Origin of the sequence: Mesorhizobium sp. L103C119B0 (assembly GCF_000502235.1) — a bacterium.
Taxonomy (GTDB): domain Bacteria; phylum Pseudomonadota; class Alphaproteobacteria; order Rhizobiales; family Rhizobiaceae; genus Mesorhizobium.
In genome coordinates, this window is sequence record NZ_AYXE01000002.1 from 92,052 (window position 1) to 112,416 (window position 20,365).

Genomic DNA, 20,365 nt, shown 5'->3' on the forward strand with positions numbered 1-20,365 from the left:
GCCGACCCTCCCGACAAGGGGGAGGGTAAAAAGGTGCTACATCCTCGTCCGTTCCGCCTTGGGATCGTACATCGGCTTCAGCGATGCTTCCGCCGCAAAACGCTCGCCGGCGATCTCGATCTCGTAGGACGAGGCCAGCACATCCGCCTCGCTCTCGCCCTGGCAGGGCACATAGCCCAGTCCGATCGCGCCGCCGAGATGGTGGCCGTAATTCCCCGATGTGATCGGGCCGACGATCTTGCCGTCGCGCAGGATCGCCTCGTTGTGGAAGAGCAGGGGTTCAGGGTCTTTCAAACGGAACTGCACCAGCCGGCGCGACAGGCCGGCTTCTTTTCTCTTCAGCACCGCATCGCGGCCGATGAACTCGCCCTTGGCGGTTTTGACCGCAAAGCCGAGGCCGGCCTCCAGCACATTGTCCTCGTCGGTGATGTCGTGGCCGAAATGCCGAAACGCCTTTTCGAGGCGACAGGAATCCAGCGTGTGCAGGCCGCAAAGTTTCAGGCCGACATCGCCGCCGGCCTCGTCGATCGCCTCGAAGACATGAGCCGCCTGGTCGGTCGAGACATAAAGTTCCCAGCCGAGTTCGCCGACATAGGTGACGCGGTGGGCACGGGCGAGGCCCATGCCGATCTCGATCTCCTGGAAGGTGCCGAATGGATTGTTGTCGTTGGAGAAATCGTTGGGGCTGACTTTCTGGATCAGCTTTCGCGCATCCGGACCCATCAGGCAGAGCACGGCCTCAGCTGCCGTGACATCGGTGATGACTACGAATTCATCCCCGACATGCCGGCGCAGCCAGGCGAGGTCGCGTTGCAGCGTCGCGCCCGGCACGACGAGGAAGTAGGCGGTCTCAGATAGCCGCGACACCGTGAGGTCGCTTTCGATACCGCCGCGCTGGTTGAGCATCTGGGTGTAGACGATCTTGCCCGGCGCCACGTCCATATCGTTGGCGCACAGCCTTTGCAGGAAGGCACAGGCGTCGCGGCCTTCGACACGGATCTTGCCGAACGAGGTCATGTCGAACAGGCCGACCTTGTTGCGGACCGCCAGGTGCTCCTCGCGCTGGTTGTCGAACCAGTTCTGCCGCTTCCAGGAATAGCGGTATTCGCGCTCCTGCCCCTCTCGCGCAAACCAGTTGGCGCGCTCCCAGCCGGCGACTTCGCCGAACACGGCGCCGCGCGCCTTCAGGTGTTCGTGCAGGGGCGAGCGCCTGACATTTCTGGACGTTGCCATCTGCCGGTAGGGGAAGTGATCCGCATAGAGCAGGCCGAGTGTTTCGGAGACACGCTCCTTGAGATACCTACGGTTCTTCTGGAATGGCTGGGCGCGGCGGATGTCGACTTCCCAGAGGTCGAAGGGCGCTTCGCCGTCATTGATCCACTGCGCCAGCGCCATGCCGGCGCCGCCGGACGAGACGATGCCGATGGAATTGTAGCCGGTCGCCATCCAGTAGCCCGACAGCTCCGGCGCTTCGCCGAGATAGTAGCGGTCGTCGGGGGTAAAGCTTTCGGGGCCGTTGAAGAAGGTGTGAATGCCGGCGGTTGCCAGCATCGGCATGCGGTTGACGCCCATTTCGAGGATCGGCTCGAAATGCTCCATGTCCTCCGGCAACTGGTCGAAGCAGAAATCCTCGCTTATGCCGTCCATGCCCCAGGGCTTGGCCACAGGCTCGAAAGCGCCGAGCATCATCTTGCCGGCATCTTCCTTGTAGTAGGCGCATTCATCGGGAACGCGCAGCACCGGTAGACGACCGAGCCCGGGGATCGGCTCGGTGACGAGATAAAAATGTTCGCAGGCATGCAGCGGGATGGTGACGCCGTTCTGGGCGCCGAGCTCGCGCGCCCACATGCCGGCGCAGTTGACGACGATGTCGGCCTTGATCGTTCCCTGATCCTCGCCTTGCGCCCACGACACGCCGGTGACGCGACCGGCCTTGGTGTGGACCTTGGTGACCTTCACATTCTCGACGACTGTGGCGCCGCGCTGGCGGGCGCCCTTGGCCAGCGCCATGGCGATGTTGGCGGGATCGCACTGGCCGTCGAGTGGCAGATGCACGGCGCCGACCACATCGGACACGTTGATATGCGGGTACATCTCCTTGACTTCACCAGGCGAAATCTCGCGCACATCGACATCGAAGGCGCGGGCGAGCGAGGCCTGCCGGTAAATCTCGTGCTTGCGCTCCTCGGTCAGCGCCACGGTGATCGAGCCGACCTGACGCATGCCGGTGCCGACTTCGGTTTCGGCCTCCAGTTTGACGTAGAGGTCGGCCGAATATTTCGCCAGCCGCGTCATGTTCTGCGAGCCGCGCAGCTGGCCGATCAGGCCGGCGGCGTGCCAGGTCGTCCCCGAGGTCAGCTGCTTGCGTTCCAGCAGCACGATGTCGGTCCAGCCGAGCTTGGCCAGGTGGTAGGCGACCGAACAGCCGGAGACACCGCCGCCGATAATAACCGCGCGGGCCTTGGTGGGAATGCTTCTGGTCATGCGGCCTCGCGGCGATAGCCGGATGCGAAGCGGCGCAGGCGTTTTGCGGCTTCCTGAAGCACCGGTTCCGGTTGGCAAAGGCTGATGCGGATGTGGCCGGCAGCGGCCTTGCCGAAGCTGGAACCCGGCATGACGCCGACACTCTCCTGGTCGAGAAAGGCCCAGGCGAATTTCTCGTCGTCGGGCTCGACGGCGGTGATGTCGAGCATGACATACATGCCGCCCTCCGAGCCGTGCACGCTGATATTGTTCATGCCGCGCACGGCGTCGAGCAGGACGGTGCGGCGCGCCGCATAGCGCTCGGCGATTTCCTTGACGCCATAGCGGTTCTCCAGCGCCTCGGCGCAGGCGATCGAGATGAAGGCCGGCAGGCCGTAGGTCGTCACCAGATTGAGATTGGTCAACAGCGTAATCATCTGCGTCGGGCCGGTCAGCCAGCCCATGCGCCAGCCGGTCATGCCGTGGCTCTTGGACATCGAATTGATGACCAGCGTGCGCTCGGCCATGCCGGGCAGGCCGCGCGGCGAGATGTGCTCGCCGCCGCCGAGCGTCCAGTAGACCTCGTCCGACAGCAGCCAGAGATCGTGCTCGCGGCAGATCTCGGCCAGCTCTTCCAGACGCTCACGCGAATAGACGGCGCCGGTCGGGTTGTTCGGCGTGTTGATCAAAATGGCGCGCGTGTTGGGCTTGAGCGCCGCGCGGATCATCTCGGCGTGCGGCTGGAAACCGTCTTCGGCCGGTGTCTCGACGACGGTGAAGCTGGCGCCGGCGGCGCTGAACGTGTTGGGATAAGTCGCGTAGTAGGGCGCCACCACGATAGCGTGGTCGCCCTGGTCGAGAACGGCCTGCACGGCCGCGTAAAGGGCAGCCTGGCCGCCCGGCGTGGCGATGACTTGGTCAGGTGCCGTCTCGACCCCGGTGCAAGCGGTCGAGGCCGCCGCCATCGCCCTGCGAAGGCGCGGAACGCCGGACAGCGGGGTGTAGTGATGGTTGCTGCCGCGAACCGCCGTCACGCAGGCTTCGATCGTCTGGCTCGGCGTATCGAAATCATGGTCGCCGACCGACAGCATGATGATGTCCTGGCCGGCCTCCTTGCGGGCCCAGGCCTCGGTGTGGACCTCCCAGCCATCCTTGCCCGAAGGCACGATGCCGGAAATGCGCGATGACGGTCTTGGCATCAGGATACTCCCGAGATTTCGTAGCCGGCCTGTTCCAGCTGGTCGCGCAACGCGGCGATGTGGGCAGGGCCGACTTCGCAGCAGCCGCCGACGATGGTGGCGCCAGCGGCGACCCAGCCTAGCGCCTGGTCGGCATAGGCATCCGGATCAAGGTCGTGGCGTGCGTGCAGCACTTCCACCGTTCCGCCATGCTTGAGCGCTTCGACAGAGGTGAAGCCATTGGCATAGGCGCCGACCGGGCCGCCGAGAGCAATCAATTCGGGCAGTGCCGCGGCGATAGCTTCTGGCCGGCAGCAATTCACCAGGCGCGCTGCAACCGTCAGGCCGTCGAGGGCGTCCGCCGCTGCCGCTATTGTTTCGCCGCTGCGCAGCCGCGGCGCGCCGTGATCGGCGAGAGTCCAAGACACCCAGACAGGTTTGCCGCTTTCCGACGCAGCGGTAACGGCCGCACGGCCTTCCTCGGCCGAGGCCATGGTCTCGCACAGGAACAGGTCGACGCCATCGGCCTGCTCGGCGACGATGCGGCGATAGATGTCCAGCGTCTCCTCGAACGATATGGTCAGCGCCGGCGCATAGCTGCCGAACAGCGGTGACAGGCAGCCGGCGATCGCTGCATCGCCTGCCTCGTCGCGTGCCTGTCTTGCCAATTCGATGCCGCGCTTCTGCAAGGGCTTGAAGAGGTCTTCTGCTCCTTCCCGCGCGAGCCGCTCCGGCGTTGCCGAATAGGTGTTGATGGTGATGACGCGAGCGCCGGCCCGGATGAATTCGGCATGCAGGTCACGCACCAGATCCGGCTCGTCGATCAGCACCCTGGCCGACCAGAGCGGCGTCGGCTCGGAGCTGCTGCGGAGGACCAGTTCCTGGCCCATGCCGCCATCGGTGAGAATGACTTTCTTCATGCTCTCAGTCTTTCGTTTTTCGGATCCCACAGCGGCTCGTCTTTCTGCACGACCGCCCTGAAACGATCGCCAAAAATTTCAATCTCGATCGCGGTATCGGGTTCAGCCAGGTCGGCGCGCAGCATGCCGAGCGCGATCGATTTGTCGATGCGATGCCCCCAGCCGCCGGACGTCGTCTCGCCGACGATCTTGCCTTCATGCCAGAGCGTCGACACGGACGGCGCGTCGCAATCGCCTGGGTTTTCGACCACCAGCGTGACGAAGCGCTTCTTCACGCCTTGCTGCTTTTCGTTCTGCAGGGCTGCCTTGCCGCGGAAGTCGGGCTTGTCCCATTTGACGAAGCGCTCGAGCCCGCCCTGCAGGAACGTATAGTCGGTCGACAGGTCGCCCTTCCAGGTCCGGTAGCCCTTTTCGAGGCGCAGCGAATCCAGCGCGTACATGCCGAACGGTTTCAGACCGTGTTTTTGTCCCGCCGTCCAGACGGCGTCGAAGATGGCGGCGGTGTCTCCCACCTTGGTGTGGATTTCCCAGCCGAGTTCGCCGGCGAAGGATACCCGCACCAGCTTCGCCCAGCGGCCGGCGATGGTGGTTTCCTGATGCGTCAGCCAGGGCAGCGAGAGATCCGCGCCACAGACATCGGCCAGGATCCTGCGCGAATTGGGGCCGGCGAGGATTTGCGTCGAATAGTCTTCGGTCCTGTCGGTGAGGGTGAAGGCTGCGTCCTTCGGCAGGCGCGACTTCAGCCATTCGAAATCGTGCCACTGCGCTACCGCCGCGGTGATCAGAGTCATCTGCTCTTCGCCATGGCGCACCACCGACATCTCGGTGACGATGCGGCCTTTGTCGTCGGCGAAATAGGCGAGGCCGATTCGGCCGGGCTTGGGCACCAGGCCGGTGACCTGCAGCGCCAGCCATTCGGCTGCGCCAGGACCTTCGAGGTTGAAGCGCGAGAAGCCGGGCAGGTCCAGAATGCCGGCGGCGTCGCGCACCGCCAGGCATTCTTCGCGCACGCGGTGCTGCCACGGCCCGTCGCGGCGGAAGGTGAGTGTTGCTTCTTCCGACGTGTCGTCACCGGGTTGCGCATACCAGGTGGCACGCTCCCAGCCATTATAGGCGTCGAACTGGGCGCCGAGCGCCTTGATGCGATCGTGGATCGGCGACAGCTTGCGGTCGCGCCCGGCCGGCCAGGCATGCCGCGGAAACTGGATGGCGTATTCGTTGCCGTAGATCTCCATGCCCTTGGCGACGCTATAGTCGGGGGCGGCCGCAAAGCTGGTGAAGCGGCGCGGATCGCAGGACCACATGTCCCATTCGGTCTGGCCCTCGGTGATCCACTCGGCCAGCACCTTGCCGGCGCCGCCGCCCTGGGCGATGCCGAAGGTGAAGACACAGGCCTCGAACGCGTTGGGAACGCCGGGCATCGGACCGATCAGCGGATTGCCGTCCGGCGCGTAAGGGATCGGCCCGTTGATCACCTTGGACAGGCCGGCAGTGCCCAGGATCGGCACGCGGGCTACGGCATCGGCAAGGTAGTGCTCGAGACGGTCGAGATCGTCAGGGAAGAGCTGGAAGGAAAAGTCCTCCGGCATCGGGTCGTTGTGGGTTGCCCAATGCGCGCGGCAATTGCGCTCATAGGGACCGAGATTCATGCCGTTCTTTTCCTGGCGCAGATAGTAGGAGGTGTCGACGTCGCGCAGCAGCGGCAGCTTCTTGCCCTGCTCCTTCGACCACGCCACCAGTTCGGGTATCTCCTCGAACAAGATGTACTGATGGCTCATCACCATCATCGGGACGTCGCGGCCGAACATTTTGCCGACTTCGGCGGCACGGTAGCCGGCGGCATTGACGACGATCTCGCAACGGATCTCGCCTTGCGGCGTCTCGACAACCCATTCGTCGTTGTCGCGACGCACACCTGACACCGGACAGAAGCGGACGATCTTGGCGCCCATGTCGCGCGCACCCTTGGCCAGTGCCTGCGTCAGCTGCGCGGGGTCGATGTCGCCGTCGTTTGGATCGTAGAGCGCACCTTTGAGGTCATGCGTCTCGATGAAGGGATAGCGGCGCTTGATCTCGTCGGGGCCGACAATGTCGATGTCCATGCCCTGGTAGCGGCCCATGCCCTTGGCGCGCTGGAACTCCTGCATGCGCTCCTTGGTGTGGGCGAGCCGCAGCGAGCCGGTAACGTGGTAGTTCATGGGATAGTCGACGGCATCAGCCAAGCCGCGATAGAGCTCGGTCGAATAGCGCTGCATGTTCATCAGCGACCAGGACGACGAGAAGGTCGGCACATTGCCGGCGGCATGCCAGGTCGAGCCCGATGTCAGCTCGTTCTTTTCAAGCAGCACGCAATCGGTCCAGCCCGCCTTGCAAAGGTGGTAGAGCGAGGAGGTGCCGACGACACCGCCTCCGATGATCACCACGCGTGCCGTGGTCGGCAAACCGGCCATATTCTTCTCCCAAACCTGAAGCGCGCTGCGCTTCTATCTTTTTGCTTGATGCATGTCGTTTCCCAAACCGCTGCACACTTTGGGCGACATGCATTCAATAAACAGGCGGCGAAACCACCCAGATGACCACGGCCGGCTCGCTGCCGGGATTGCGCCAGCGGTACGGCTTGCGCTCGAAGCGGAAAGAATCGCCTTCGCCGAGCCGGTGCCAGACGCCGGCTATCTCGATCTCGAAAATGCCAGAGGCGATGTAGCCGGCTTCCTCGGTCGGCCGCAGCTGCTCGCTCTTCATCTCGGCGCCCGGCGCGAAGATCGAACGCACCATCTCGAAACTACCGCCGAGATCGGGCGACAGAAGCTCCTCCACTAGGCCGGATTCGCTTGTGCCAAGCGTGCGCCGGCTGCCGGCGCGCACGATGACGCCGCGCTCCTTCTCGATAGGCACGTCGTGGCTGAAGAACAGGCTGAGCGGCACGCCGAATAAATCGGCGAAGGCCCTGAGGTCGCCGAGCGAAGGAATCGACAGGCCGCGCTCGACCTGGCTGACCCAGCCGACAGAGCGGCCAAGCTTCAGCGCGATCTCAGCCAGCGTCAGCCCACGCGCCTTGCGCAGCGCACGGATGTCGCTCGCCAGCAGGCGCTCGTCAGGTCCCTGCAATGTTTTGGGGATAGCTGGGGGCAAAACGCTCACTTGATGAAAATCTGGAAATGAATTTCATGAGAGCTCATGTCGGTGAAAAAATCAAGCGAATTTTCATAGACACACAAGATTTGCTTGCGCCATTTTGGAGGTTCATGCAAAGGCTCTGCACGAGCGGCGGGTGTGGGAATGCGGGTCGGCGACCAAGGATTGAAATCTGCGCAAGGTCTTTTCCGATAGCCGGTTCGGCTTTCGAAGTGTGCGCAAAGGGACGGCCCATGCTGGAAAAAAATGGCCTGGCAGCGCATAACGCGGCTGTTGTCGACGAGGCGATCATCTCGCGCCGTTCAGTGCGCGCCTTCCTGCCCGACATGGTCGATGACGAGACGATCCGAGCCATTCTTGGCGTCGCCGCGCGCGCGCCTTCGGGCACCAATATGCAGCCCTGGCGGGTCTATGTCGTCAAGGGCGAGGTCAAGCAGCAGATCACCGATGCCATCCTGAATTCCGGTATCCGCGCCGAAAAGGCCGATTGGGACGAGTATCGCTATTACCCCACCCAGTTCTTCGAGCCGTATCTCACCCGCCGCCGCGCCAACGGTTTCGGGCTCTATGGGGCACTCGGCATCGGCCGCCGCGAGGTCGACAAGATGCGCGCCCAGCACGACCGCAACTTCGTCTTCTTCGACGCGCCGGTCGGCATGATCTTCACCATCGACCGGCGGCTGAACCAAGGCTCGTGGATCGACTACGGAATGTTCCTGCAGAACATCATGGTGGCGGCGCGAGGCAGGGGCCTGCACACCTGCCCGCAGGCCGCCTTCGCGCCCTATCACCGGCAGATCCGGCAGGTGCTCAACATCCCCGACGAGGAGATCGTCGTCTGCGGCATGGCGCTAGGCCTCGAGGACACCTCCAAGCCCGAAAACAACTTCCGCACCGACCGCGTGCCGCTGGAAGAGTGGGTGACGTTCAGCGAATAGGGCTCGGCTAACGGCGCCTTATTCCACGTTCATCTGCGCGCCATGGCCGCTGACATGGGCGCCATCCTGCGGTGTCAGTCTGAGATAGGCGATCAGCGCGCACAACGTGATGACGCCCTCGACCACGAACAGGATGCGGAAATCGTTGGTCACCGCCGGCCTGCCGCCAGCCAGGAACGACAACAGCGCCGCCGCCAGGCCGACGCTGATCGCCACCCCCAACTGCCACAGTATGTAGTAGAGCGCGCTGAAGCGGGCGAGCTGGTCGGGCGCGATGTCGGAATAGGCGAGATTGCCGGTCGAAGCCCACTGCGCCGAGCGCAGAACGCCGAAGGCAAAGATATAGACGAGCACGATCCAGACCGGCGTTGTCGCGTCAATCAAGGCGAAGCCCGCTACCATGGCAGCAACGATCGGCGTGTTGACGACCAGCACGCGGCGAAAGCCGAAACGGTTGAGCAGGCGCGGCATGAAGACACGCATGATCAGCGAGCCGATTGCGGCGACGAAAGTCAGCGATCCCGCCTGCACCGCGCTCATGTCGAAGCCGAGCTGGAACATCAGCGGCAAAAGGAAAACGACCGAGCTCAGGCCGATCGTGTCCAGCCCACCACCGGTGAGGAATGAGATGCGAAAGGTGCGGATGTGCAGGAGTTTCAGGTCAAGCAAGGGGTTGCGGGCGCGCAGGCAGTAGAAGGAGGCAAGCGTCAGGATGACGATCGCCAGCGCCAGCTCGGCCGCGATCATGCTGCCGGCAGCGTCTTTGGCCGCAAGCGAATCCATGCCGAAGACCAGCAGGACCATGCCGCCGCCGACCAGCAGGAAGCCCGGAAAATCGAACTGCGTGCGCACCGGTTTGGTAACCGTCGGAAACAGCGAGGCGGCAAGAACGGCCGCCGCCAGCGCGAACGGCACGTTGATGAAGAAGATCCAGCGCCATGAAATGTAAGTCGTCAGCGCGCCGCCGACGAGCGGGCCGACCAGCGGTCCGGACTGGCCGGCCAGTGAGATATACATGTTGATTTTCAGCGTGCGGCTGCGCGGGAAGGTCGACAGGATGACGACCTGGCCGAGCGTCCCCATCAAGGCGCCGCCGAAGCCTTGCAGCGCGCGGGCGCCGACCAGCGTCCAGATGTCGTTGGACAATCCGCACAGCGCCGATGACGCGGCGAACACCAGCAAGGCGAAGCAGTAAACGTTGCGCAGGCCGAAGCGGTCGGCGGCCCAGCCGCCGAGCGGCATCGAGATGATCAGGCTGGCGACATAGACGGTGATCAACAGACCGAGCTGGCTCGGCGGCCGGCCGAGGCTGTCGCTGATGCCGGGCAGGGCGGTGACCACGACATTCTGGTCGAGGCTGGTCATGAACACGCCGCAGGCAACCGTCAGCGGCAGCAGGAGCAAGGCTCTGGCCGACACATCGGCGCGATCCGTGGCGCCGGCGGATAGTTCTGCGGTCATGGGGATGTTCGAACCAATCGACGATGCCGACTATGAGACGGGATCTTTTTAATCCCCTGGGCCGGTTGGGCCACGTTCCCCACCATGGGCTTCCATTGGAGCATTCTCTAGCGGCAGAACCGGCTGGCCTTGAGGCCAGAACGGCTGTCGGCCCTACTGAACCTCGTAGCCGACCTCCTCGCTGGCATGGCAGAGCGCCTTCCAGAACGAGCGGGCGAAGGAGCGGAAGACATAGATGTCGAACTGGTCGGCGCCGGTGCGCTGGATCTGCGCAAAGACGTCGTGATGGGTAGTCGAACGGCCGGAGCCCATAGGGAAGGCGGGCAGCGCAAAGTCGATGGCGAAGAATTTCGCCAGCACCCATTCGGCCTTAGGGCCGGCGATGCGGATAGCGGTGCGGCCATGCGACAGGTCGGTGATCGTGCCGATTGCCGGGGTTACGTCCCCGGCAAAACGCGCCGCCAGGCCCTCGGCATCGTCGACGACCGTGAATTTTCCAGGCGCGAAACCGAACACGGCCTTGCCGAACTTGGCAAGACCGCCGCCGGCACCGTCGGGCAAAGCGAGCCCGGTGACCTTGCCGATCGCCTCGATCAGCTGCTTTTCCGCGCCCGGCCATGCGGCCAGTTGCAGGATCGAGCCTGGCCTGATTTCGGTCAGGATGACATCGACGCCATGCTCGAAAATGCCGTGCGAACCCCGATGGAACACGGGCTCAAGCGGCGAGAGGCGCTCGGGTGATTGGCGTTCGGTTGATTGGCGCTCAGCCATGCATGCGGCTCCCGTCCGGGTCGTAGAAATGGTTGGAGACGATTTCGACCGGCCCGAACCGCTTGCGCAGCGGATCGGAGACAAACGCGCGGGTGCCATGGCGCGCCTTGCCGCCTTCGACCAGGGCCAGCGCGATGTGCTTGCCCAGCGCCGGCGAATAGCAGCAGGCGGTGATGTGGCCGATGGAATCGTGCGGATTGGCTTCGTCCAGCTCCTCGACGATGTGGGCGCCGCCATTGAACGGCCGGTTGTCGAGCGAGACCAGGCCGACCAGCTGCAGCCGCTCGGGCGCGATCAGGCCTTCGCGGTCCATCATCGCCGAGCCGATGAACGGCTTCTTCTTCGACAGCATCCAGTCGAGATGCAGGTCCCGCGCCGTGGTGCGCCCGTCGATCTCCGCGCCGGTGACATGGCCCTTTTCGATGCGCATCGTGCCCAACGCCTCCAGCCCGTAGGTGACTAGGCCGAACGGCTTGCCGGCTTCGACAAGGGCTTGCCAGACATGGGTGCCGTAGCCGGCGCCGCAATAGACCTCGAAGGCCATTTCTCCGGAGAAGGACAGCCGGCAAATCATCACCGGCACGCCTGATATCTCGCCGCGCACGATGCCCATGAAGGGCAGGGCTGTGTTGTCGACCGCAGTGCCGGTGACACAGGCGGCGAGGATGGCCCGCGCCTTCGGCCCGCCGATGGCCGCGCCAGCCCATTCGTCGGTTACCGAGGTGACATGCACTTTGAGTTCCGGCCAGATGACGTCGAGGAAATATTCCAGATGCTGCATCACCTTGCCGGCATTGGCCGTGGTGGTCGTCATCAGGAAGTCCTGTTCGCCGACCCGCCATGTGGTGCCGTCGTCGAAGGCCAGGCCATCCTCGCGCAGCATCAGGCCGTAGCGGGCCTTGCCGACGGGGAGGGTGGAAAACATGTTGGTGTAGACGCGGTCGAGGAATTCGCCGGCATCCGGCCCCTGAACGGCGATCTTGCCCAGCGTCGAAACGTCGACGATGCCGGCACTTTCGCGCGTCGCCCTGGCTTCACGGACATAGGCCTGTTCGACCGTCTCGCCGGCAAGGCCGTAGATCATTGGTCGATACCAGAGGCCAGCGGAATACATCGTTGCGCCATTGGCGAGGTGCCAGTCATGCATGGGCGTCAGGCGCTCGGGTTTCAGATCGCCGAAGCGTTCGGCGGCAAGCGAGCCGATCGACACCGCGGAATAGGGCGGGCGGAAGCGCGTCGTTCCGACTTCGGAGATCGGTTTGCCCAACGCCTCGGCCATGATGGCGAGGCCCGGAACGTTGGAGTTCTTGCCCTGGTCGGTCGCCATGCCGAGCGTGGTGTAGCGCTTCAGATGCTCGACGGAGACAAAACCTTCGCGATGCGCCAGCCGCACGTCTTCGGCAGTCACGTCATGCTGGAAGTCGACGAAGCTTTTTCCCTTGGCTTTGATCTCGAACACCGGCGCCGGATCGGGGTTTCCCGGGGCTGCTTCGACATCCGGCAAGGCTGCCGGCGCAGCCGCTCCGCCCGCGGCGGACAGGCCGGCTGCACGGCCCTCGGCAAGGGCTTCGAGCGTGGAAAAGCTGCCGTTGAAGGCGCCCGCACCAATCCATTGCTGATTTGGCCAGCGCTGTTGCGTCGGTTTTGGCGGCAGGAAGGCCTGGCGGGCAGGGTTCCATTCGGCTCTGGCACCGGCCTGGCTGGCGAGATGGATGGTCGGCGACCAGCCGCCCGACATCAGCAGGCAATTGGCATGGATGCTGCGGGCATCACCGCTGAGCGTGCCCGAGTTCATGTCGAAGCGCTGCACCTTGAGGCCGGAGAGCGCCTTGCCGCCCTCGGTGGCGACCACGGCATGGCCGGAGAGGATTTCGGCTTCGGCCTCGGTGGCGAGGCTGCGCATCTCGGCCGAAAGCTCGGGGCGCACGTCGATGATGGCGACAATAGCCGCGCCCGCCTTCCTCAGCGCCAGCGCCGAGCGATAGGCGCTGTCATTGTTGGTGAACAGCGCGACCCTGTCGCCGGGCAGCACGCCATAATCACTAACATAGCGCTCGGCGGCATGCGCCAGCATGACGCCCGGCCGGTCATTGCCGGGGAACACAAGCGGCCGCTCGAAAGAGCCGGTGGCCAGCACCACCGTTTTGGCGCGGATCGCCCAGTAGCGATGGCGAGGCTCGCCCTTGCCGGGCGTCTCCTTATGGTCGGTGACGCGCTCGAGTGCCGCCAGCGTGTTGCCGTCGTAATAGCCCCACACCGTGGTGCGCGGCAGCAGGCGGACCGTGTCATGGCCTTCGAGTTGGCTGACGGTGCGCGCCGCCCAGTCNCCACACCGTGGTGCGCGGCAGCAGGCGGACCGTGTCATGGCCTTCGAGTTGGCTGACGGTGCGCGCCGCCCAGTCGGCGGCCGGCGCGCCGTCGATGGCCTCGCCGGACCAGTTGGCCGAGCCGCCGAAACGCGGCTCGAGTTCGGCCAGGATGACCCGCGCGCCCTGGTCGGCAGCGGCCTTGGCGGCCGACAGGCCGGCCGGGCCGGAGCCGACCACCAGCACGTCGCAAAACGCGTTCATGCGCTCGTAGCGCGAGGTGTCGGCGGCAATACCGGCGCGGCCCAGGCCGGCGGCGCGGCGGATGAAATGCTCGCAGAACATCCAGAAGTGGGTGCCTTTCAAGGGGCCGAAGACAGGGCCCATGAAGGTCTTGTAGTAGAAGCCGGCGGCCAGGATCTTGCCGCCGAGCTGGTTGACGGCGTTGATGTCCCAGGCGAGCGAGGGAAAGCGGTTCTGGCTGACGGCCATCAGCCCGTCATAGATCTCGACCATGGTTGCGGCGATGTTGGGCTCGCGCACTTCGCCGCGCAGCACCGTGACCAGCGCGTTCGGCTCCTCGACGCCGGCCGAGAGCAGGCCGCGCGGGCGGTGGTATTTGAACGAGCGGCCGAAAAGCGTCACGCCGTTGGCAAGCAGTGCCGAGGCCAGCGTGTCGCCGGCATGGCCGGTGTAGAGCGTGCCGTCGAAGGTGAAGCGGATGGTGCGCATGCGGTCGACGCGGCCGCCGGTCTCGGTGCGGCGCGGGCTCACGACTTCCCTCCGGCCTTGTGCCGGGCGGCGGCATTATGGTCGCCGCGCGCAAAACCGGTGCCGGAAATCTCATGCGTGACCGTGTTGCGCACCATCCTCAGATGGGTGCGGCAGCCGCCGGAATGCTGCCAGATCTCATTGTGGTCGCCGGCCGGGTTCAGGCGGTCGTAGACATAGGCGTTCCAGGCGTCGAGGTCCTGCGAGTTGGGCTGCGGGCGCTCGCGGTTGCCATCGCCCTGATAGGTGAACTCGATGACGTCGCGCGGGCCGCAATAGGGACAAGTGATAAGCATTTGTTTGAACCCTAATGCAGCCGGGGCGTTGCGCCCTGGCCCTTGTCGTCGATCACCAGGCCGCGATAAAAACGGTCGAGCGTGAACGGCGCGTTGAGCGCGTGCGGCTCGTTCTTGGCGATGGTGTATGCAAAGCACCAGCCCGAGGCCGGCGTCGCCTTGAAGCCGCCATAGCACCAGCCGCAATTGAGATACATGCCCGGCAGCGGGCCGGTGGTGATGATCGGCGAACCGTCCATCGACATGTCGCAGACGCCGCCCCAGGAGCGCAGCATGCGTACACGCGCAAGGCCGGGAAACAGCGCCAGCATCTCGCTCATCACCTCGTCGACGATGGGCAGATTACCGCGCTGGGCGTAGCTGTTGTAGCCGTCGATATCGCCGCCATAGACAAGGCCGCCCTTGTCGGACTGCGACATATAGAAATGGCCCATGCCGAAGGTCAGGACCGTGTTGCAGAACGGTTTCAGCGACTCTGTCACGAAGGCCTGCAGCACATGGCTCTCGATCGGCATCCTGTCGATGCCGGCAAGCTGCATCACCCGTCCGGTGCTGCCGGCAACGGCCACGGCAACTTTCTTGCCGCGGATCTCTCCGCGCGTCGTCTGCACGCCGGTGATGCGGTCGCCGTCGCGCAGGAAGCCGGTGACCTCGCAATTCTCGACGATGTCGACGCCGCGTCGGTCGGCGCCGCGGGCATAGCCCCAGGCAACCGCATCGTGACGGGCGGTGCCGGCGCGCGGCTGCATCAGGCCGCCGACGATGGGAAAGCGCGCGGAGGCCGACATGTCCAGCGCCGGGACCAGGCGCGCGATCTCGGCGGTGCTCATCAGCTCGGCATCGACGCCGAGATGGCGCATGGCGTTGCCGCGCCTGGCCAAGTCGTCGAACTGGGCCGGCGTGTGAGCCAGGTTCAGGCAGCCGCGCTGCGAGAACATGACGTTGTAGTTGAGGTCGTGCGACAGGTTCTCCCACATCTTCATCGAATGTTCGTAGAAGCGGGTGTTGGACGGCAAAAGGTAGTTGGAGCGCACCGCCGTGGTGTTGCGGCCGACATTGCCGGAACCCAGCCAGCCCTTTTCCAGCACCGCGACATTGTTGATGCCGTGCTCCTTGGCCAGATAATAGGCCGTCGACAGGCCATGACCGCCGCCACCGATGATGATGACATCATAGGAGGCCTTGGGCTCGGGCTTGCGCCAGGCCGGCTTCCAGTCCTTGTTTCCCTTGAGCGCGTTCGCGAGAAGCGAAAGGGCTGAATATTCCGCCATTCTTCATGTCATCCCTAGAGCATGATGCCGAAAAGTGTGAAGCGGTTTTCGGACGACATCATGCTCTATATCTTTAATTTCTAGAGCCGGATGATTTCAGGTCCAACAGACCTGAAGCCATCCGGCTCGGGTGCGATGCGGCAGACTATAGAGCAGGCGGCGGGCGCAAAGCCAAGATTGCGCCATGGCTTTTCGACTGGCCGACTCCCGCAAGGCGCCCAACTGCGATGACTTCGCCACGACTTGCCCCACGGGATGAGCGTCTCTATCAAGGACCGCTTTAGAAGCGGCCTTGCCGCCCTTTGAGTCGCCACCATTATGCTTTTTCGCTTCTTTCGCCTGATCCTGGTCCTCGCGCTCGTTGCCTTGGCGCCGCATTCGTTCGGCGCGATGGCGCAGGGGCTGGGCCAGGCGCCTGCCGGGCTGGTCGCCGACCAGCAGAAAATCCTGCAGGGTTTGACGACGAAAACCGACGCTCTGGAGAAGAAAGTCCAGGAGGACGGCGTCGACGACACCACCCTCGTCGAGATCCGCCTGCAGCTGGAAGAGCTGTCGCGCGCTGCGCTGAACAGCGCGCTGGCGTTCCGGTCCCGGCTGGGGGAGATCAATTCGAGGCTTGAGCAGCTTGGTGCGCCCCCGGCTGCCGGACAGCCGCCTGAACCGGATATCGTGACCGGCGAGCGCCAGGCGCTGGCGTCGGAAAAGGCGGAGATCAACGCCGTCATCGCCGGCGCGCAGAACCTGTCGATCCGCATCAATGCGCTGATCGAGAAGATCGGCAATATGCGCAGCGAGCTGTTTCGCAGCGGCCTAACCAAGCGCTATGTGCTGTCCGATGCACTGAGCCCGCAGGTGTTTTCCGACGCAAGGGACGAATACGCCAACTTCTACAGGGCGGTGTCATCGTGGCTGAGCTTTGCCTTCAAGTTCAAGTTCCAGGCGATGCTCGCGGCGACCCTCATGGCGCTTGCGTTGGCCGTGGTGCTTCTGGTCGGCGGGCGCCGCCTGTTTGGGCGCATCTTCGAGCCCGACGCGTCGGTTGAAGATCCGACATATCTCAGTCGCCTGTCGGTGGCGTTCTGGTCGACTTTGCTGCCGACGCTGGCGGTCAGCGCCTTCCTCGCCTCGACGGTGTTCCTGTACAATTATTACAATGTGCTGCGCGGCGACATAGGCGTGTTCCTCAACGCGCTGGCAGCCGTCATCGCCATAGTGTTCTGTGTCAACCGCCTGACCAATGCGGCGCTGTCGCCTAGCATGCCGAACTGGCGCCTGATCCAGGTCGAGACCGGCCCGGCGCGTTGGCTGGTGCGGCTGACGACGGCCATGGCAGTCGTCATCGGCATCAACAATTTCCTGTCGATCGTCAACGACAAGATGGGCTCGCCCCTGTCGCTGACGGTGGCCAGGAGTTTTGTCGCCACCGTGATCGTCGGGGTCATCCTGATCCTGATGGCGCTGCTGAAGCCTTACAAGGACGCCGACGGGCGCTGGCGCCGCTGGCCGGCCTGGCTGCGCTACACCTGTGTCGCGCTCGGCCTGTTCACGATTGCGGCGGCGCTGTTCGGCTATATCGGTCTTGCCATCTTCGTCTCGTTGCAGGTCGTGGTCACCGGCACCATCCTGCTTACCGCCTATATCGGCTTCCTGTCGGCGCGCGAGATCGGCGAGGAGGGTGGTTTCGCCGGCACCTCGATTGGGCGCTGGCTGAAGACCAATTCCAGCTATGAGGACACCGCGCTCGACCAGCTCGGCCTCGTCGTCAGCGTCGCCATCAACCTGATGATCGTGCTGGTGTTCCTGCCGCTGATCCTGTTGATGTGGGGCTTCCAGCCCGGCGATATCCAGGCCTGGGGCTATAAATTGGCGACAGGCGTCACCGTCGGTTCGGTGACGATTTCGGTCACCGGCATCCTCACCGGCATCGTCGTCTTCATCATCGGCTATTTCCTGACCCGCTGGTTCCAGGGCTGGCTCGACGGCTCGGTAATGGCGCGCGGCAAGGTCGATACCGGCGTGCGCAACTCGATCCGGCTGGCGGTCGGCTATGCCGGCGTCGCGCTCGCTGGGCTCGTCGGCATCTCGGCGGCGGGCATCGATCTCTCCAACCTGGCGCTTGTTGCCGGCGCACTTTCGCTGGGTATCGGCTTTGGCCTGCAGAATGTCGTGTCCAACTTCGTGTCCGGCCTGATCCTGCTCGCCGAGCGGCCGTTCAAGGTCGGCGACTGGATCGTCGCCGGCGACACATCAGGCACGGTCAAGAAGATCAGCGTGCGCGCCACCGAAATCGAGACCTTCCAGCGGCAATCGGTGATCCTGCCCAATTCGAATCTCATCAACAACGCCGTCGGCAACTGGACGCACCGCAACAAGCTCGGACGTGTGGAGATCAAGGTCGGGGTCGCCTATGGCAGCGACGTCAAGCGGGTACACGCGGTCCTGCTTGAGATTGCGCGCGGCCATGCGCTGGTGCTGAAGAACCCGGAACCCTTCGTGCTGTTCACCAATTTCGGGCCGGCAGCACTCGAGTTCGAGATCCGCGTGTTCCTGGCCGATGTGCTGAACGGCGCCATCGTTCAGAACGATATCCGCTTTGCCGTTCTCGATGCTTTTGACGCCGAGCACATAGAAATCCCCTCGACGCCGCGCGCCGAGGTCAAGGTCAAGAAGACCGACGCATGGCCGATCGACGACGACAAGATCGAGGTCGAGTTCGCCGAGAAGGAGCAGGCGGAGGCCAGAGCCGCCGCCAAGGCGAAGCGGCTGGCCAAAACTGGTCGCAAGGCCCGCAAACCCGATCCCAGCTAAGGCCCCAAGCTCCTCCCAAACCAATTGCGGCATGAATGCGGCATTCAGTTGCGGTTCAGCTTGCATCTCATATAAGCTCACATGCAAAGGCGAGAATGCCTTGCGAAATGCAACAGAGGCGGTGTGGAAACACCGATATTGCAAAATGTGGAAGTCGCTCGTCGTCGCCATCGCTCTTACCGCAGCGAGTGGCTCGGCCTTTGCCGCCAGCGCGGTCAACAAGGATGCTGAGACCCGTACGCTGATCGTGACGGAAGGCGGCGGCAAGACGGAGCTGGCGTTGGCCGCCGGCGAAACCGTGGAATTCTGCCCGAACGGCTGTTTCGTCACCTTGCCCAATGGTGACCTCGAGGCCCTGACCGGCTCGGAAACGGTCGAAATCTCGGGTGGCGTTGCCCGCATCAAGTAAGTCGGCAAGCAGATGTAGTAGAGGCCGGGCAATGCCCGGCCTTTTATTGTCCGCGGTAGCGATTGCTTAACAATGACGCGGGAAATATCGTGACGCCTACCGGCTGCAACCGTGCGTTTTAACGTTCACTACGCCGTTCCGCCGCTATACCGATGCGAAGACGCCGAAGCACGGCGCAACGGTTATGAATAGGGCAGAAGGATATGGATGCGCGGTCGGACAAGAACGCAATCCCGCTTGCGGTCGACCTCGACGGCACGCTGATTGCGACCGATCTTCTTTGGGAAGGCCTGTTCATCCTGCTCAAGAAGAATCCGCTCTATGTTTTCCTGGTTCCATTCTGGCTGGCCGCCGGCCCGGCGCGGCTGAAACAAGCGATTGCCGACCGCATCGACATCGATCCGGCCTCGCTGCCCTATCGCGAAGCGCTGCTGCAGCGGCTGCGCGCCGACCATCGCGACGGACGCAAGATCGTGCTGGCGACCGGTACGCCACGCAAGTTCGCCGAGACAATCGCCGCGCATCTGGGCGTCTTCGACTATGTGCTGGCGACCGACGGTCCCCACAACATGACCTCGGGCCGCAAGCGCGACGCGCTCATCGCCGCCTATGGCGACGGCGGTTTCGACTATGCCGGCAACAGCCGGCACGACCTCAAGGTTTTCGGAGCCGCACGCAACGCCATTGTCGTGGCGCCCGACCGCCATGCGAAGCGCTGGCAGGCCGCGCATAGCGCCGAAAGGATGCCGGCGCCGAAAAGGACATTGAAGACATTCGTCAAGATGCTGCGCGTGCATCAGTGGCTGAAGAATTCGCTGATCGCGGTGCCGATGGTGCTGTCGCATGAATACTTCAACATCAACATGATCTGGCAATGCCTGCTGGCGTTCGTCTCCTTCAGCGCCGTGGCTTCCGCCATCTACATTCTCAACGATTTCTTCGACCTTGCGCTCGACCGCAAGCATCCGACCAAACGCAACCGGCCTTTCGCCAGCGGCGCTTTGTCGATCCCGTTCGGTCTCGGCGCGATGGCGGTGCTGCTGGCGATCGGCATTGCCGCCGGGCTTCTGTTGCCGATCGAGTTCCTGGGCGTGCTCGCCGGCTATCTGGTGGTGACCACAGCCTATTCGCTGTCGTTCAAGCGCATGCTCCTGGCCGACGTACTGACGCTGGCGGGGCTATACACTGTGCGTGTGCTGGCAGGTGCTGCGGCGACCGGGGTCGAAGTCTCGTTCTGGCTGCTCGCCTTCTCGATTTTCTTCTTCCTGTCGCTGGCGCTGGTGAAGCGCTATGTCGAACTGCGCACCACAGCCATTCCGGTGGGCGAGCGCATTGCCGGTCGCGGCTACCGCATCGAAGATCAGGAGATCGTCGCCCAGGCAGGAATGGCGTCGGCCTTCTCCTCGGCGCTGGTGCTGGCGCTCTACATGGACAGCGTCGCGGTACGCGAACTCTATCCGCATCCCTGGCTGGTCTGGCCGCTGGCGCCGATCGTGCTGTATTTGACCATGCGGGTCTGGATCCTGGCGCGCCGCAACGAGATGAATGACGATCCGGTCATCTTCATCATTCGCGACTGGCGAAGCCAGATCGTCGTGGTGATCGGCGCCGCCCTTCTGGTCGCGGGAGGCTGGTAGG

At 64.0% G+C, this 20,365-nt stretch carries 13 protein-coding genes and 1 pseudogene; 4 read left to right on the forward strand and 10 right to left on the reverse strand.

Going from position 1 to position 20,365, the window contains the following annotated elements; translation table 11 throughout:
* Positions 1-36: 36 nt before the first annotated feature.
* From X728_RS163130 to X728_RS163110, 5 genes are all read right to left on the reverse strand, one after another.
* Positions 37-2,484: an FAD-dependent oxidoreductase gene (locus tag X728_RS163130; protein ID WP_023830520.1), complete on the reverse strand. Its 2,448-nt coding sequence runs from the start codon at positions 2,482-2,484 to the stop codon at positions 37-39.
* On the reverse strand, positions 2,481-3,662 hold the full coding sequence (locus X728_RS163125; RefSeq protein WP_023830521.1) for a pyridoxal phosphate-dependent aminotransferase: 1,182 nt from the start codon (positions 3,660-3,662) through the stop codon (positions 2,481-2,483). The genes X728_RS163130 and X728_RS163125 overlap by 4 nt, the downstream gene beginning before the upstream one ends.
* Positions 3,662-4,561: a homocysteine S-methyltransferase family protein gene (locus tag X728_RS163120; RefSeq protein WP_023830522.1), complete on the reverse strand. Its 900-nt coding sequence runs from the start codon at positions 4,559-4,561 to the stop codon at positions 3,662-3,664. Before X728_RS163120 ends, X728_RS163125 begins: the two co-directional genes overlap by 1 nt.
* Positions 4,558-7,011 carry an FAD-dependent oxidoreductase gene (locus tag X728_RS163115; RefSeq protein WP_023830523.1) on the reverse strand — a complete coding sequence of 818 codons (2,454 nt, stop codon included), beginning with the start codon at positions 7,009-7,011 and terminating at the stop codon, positions 4,558-4,560. The genes X728_RS163120 and X728_RS163115 overlap by 4 nt, the downstream gene beginning before the upstream one ends.
* Before the next feature lie 94 nt (positions 7,012-7,105).
* Positions 7,106-7,648 carry an XRE family transcriptional regulator gene (locus X728_RS163110; protein ID WP_023714342.1) on the reverse strand — a complete coding sequence of 181 codons (543 nt, stop codon included), beginning with the start codon at positions 7,646-7,648 and terminating at the stop codon, positions 7,106-7,108.
* Positions 7,649-7,929: 281 nt separating this feature from the next.
* Here X728_RS163110 and X728_RS163105 point away from each other — a divergent pair, with 281 nt between their 5' ends.
* Positions 7,930-8,634, forward strand: a complete 705-nt coding sequence (locus X728_RS163105) for a nitroreductase (protein ID WP_023830525.1) — start codon at positions 7,930-7,932, stop codon at positions 8,632-8,634.
* A gap of 18 nt (positions 8,635-8,652) precedes the next feature.
* Here the strand turns inward: X728_RS163105 and X728_RS163100 are convergent, their stop codons facing one another.
* From X728_RS163100 to X728_RS163090, 5 genes and pseudogenes are all read right to left on the reverse strand, one after another.
* Positions 8,653-10,095, reverse strand: a complete 1,443-nt coding sequence (locus X728_RS163100) for an MFS transporter (protein ID WP_023830526.1) — start codon at positions 10,093-10,095, stop codon at positions 8,653-8,655.
* A gap of 153 nt (positions 10,096-10,248) precedes the next feature.
* Complete coding sequence (locus tag X728_RS0134010; RefSeq protein ID WP_050589843.1) at positions 10,249-10,866, reverse strand: sarcosine oxidase subunit gamma; 618 nt, start codon at positions 10,864-10,866, stop codon at positions 10,249-10,251.
* Positions 10,859-13,946, reverse strand: a pseudogene (locus tag X728_RS01000000166140) (sarcosine oxidase subunit alpha). The gene X728_RS0134010 and the pseudogene X728_RS01000000166140 overlap by 8 nt, the downstream one beginning before the upstream one ends.
* A complete protein-coding gene (locus X728_RS163095; protein WP_023830528.1) occupies positions 13,943-14,239 on the reverse strand; it encodes a sarcosine oxidase subunit delta in 297 nt (98 codons plus the stop codon). The pseudogene X728_RS01000000166140 and the gene X728_RS163095 overlap by 4 nt, the downstream one beginning before the upstream one ends.
* Positions 14,240-14,250: 11 nt before the next feature.
* Entirely contained in the window at positions 14,251-15,510 is a 1,260-nt protein-coding gene (locus tag X728_RS163090) for a sarcosine oxidase subunit beta family protein (protein ID WP_023830529.1), read from the reverse strand.
* A gap of 318 nt (positions 15,511-15,828) precedes the next feature.
* Between X728_RS163090 and X728_RS163085 the strand changes: the two genes are divergently transcribed.
* The 3 genes from X728_RS163085 to X728_RS163075 all read left to right on the forward strand — a co-directional run bounded on the left by X728_RS163085 (position 15,829) and on the right by X728_RS163075 (position 20,364).
* Positions 15,829-18,318 carry a mechanosensitive ion channel family protein gene (locus tag X728_RS163085; protein ID WP_023830530.1) on the forward strand — a complete coding sequence of 830 codons (2,490 nt, stop codon included), beginning with the start codon at positions 15,829-15,831 and terminating at the stop codon, positions 18,316-18,318.
* Between the two features lie 145 nt (positions 18,319-18,463).
* The gene (locus X728_RS163080) at positions 18,464-18,727 is read left to right on the forward strand and encodes a hypothetical protein (RefSeq protein ID WP_023670370.1); all 264 of its coding nucleotides are present in this window, start codon (positions 18,464-18,466) and stop codon (positions 18,725-18,727) included.
* 203 nt (positions 18,728-18,930) lie between these two features.
* A complete protein-coding gene (locus X728_RS163075) occupies positions 18,931-20,364 on the forward strand; it encodes a UbiA family prenyltransferase (protein ID WP_023699267.1) in 1,434 nt (477 codons plus the stop codon).
* The last annotated feature ends 1 nt before the right edge of the window (position 20,365 follow it).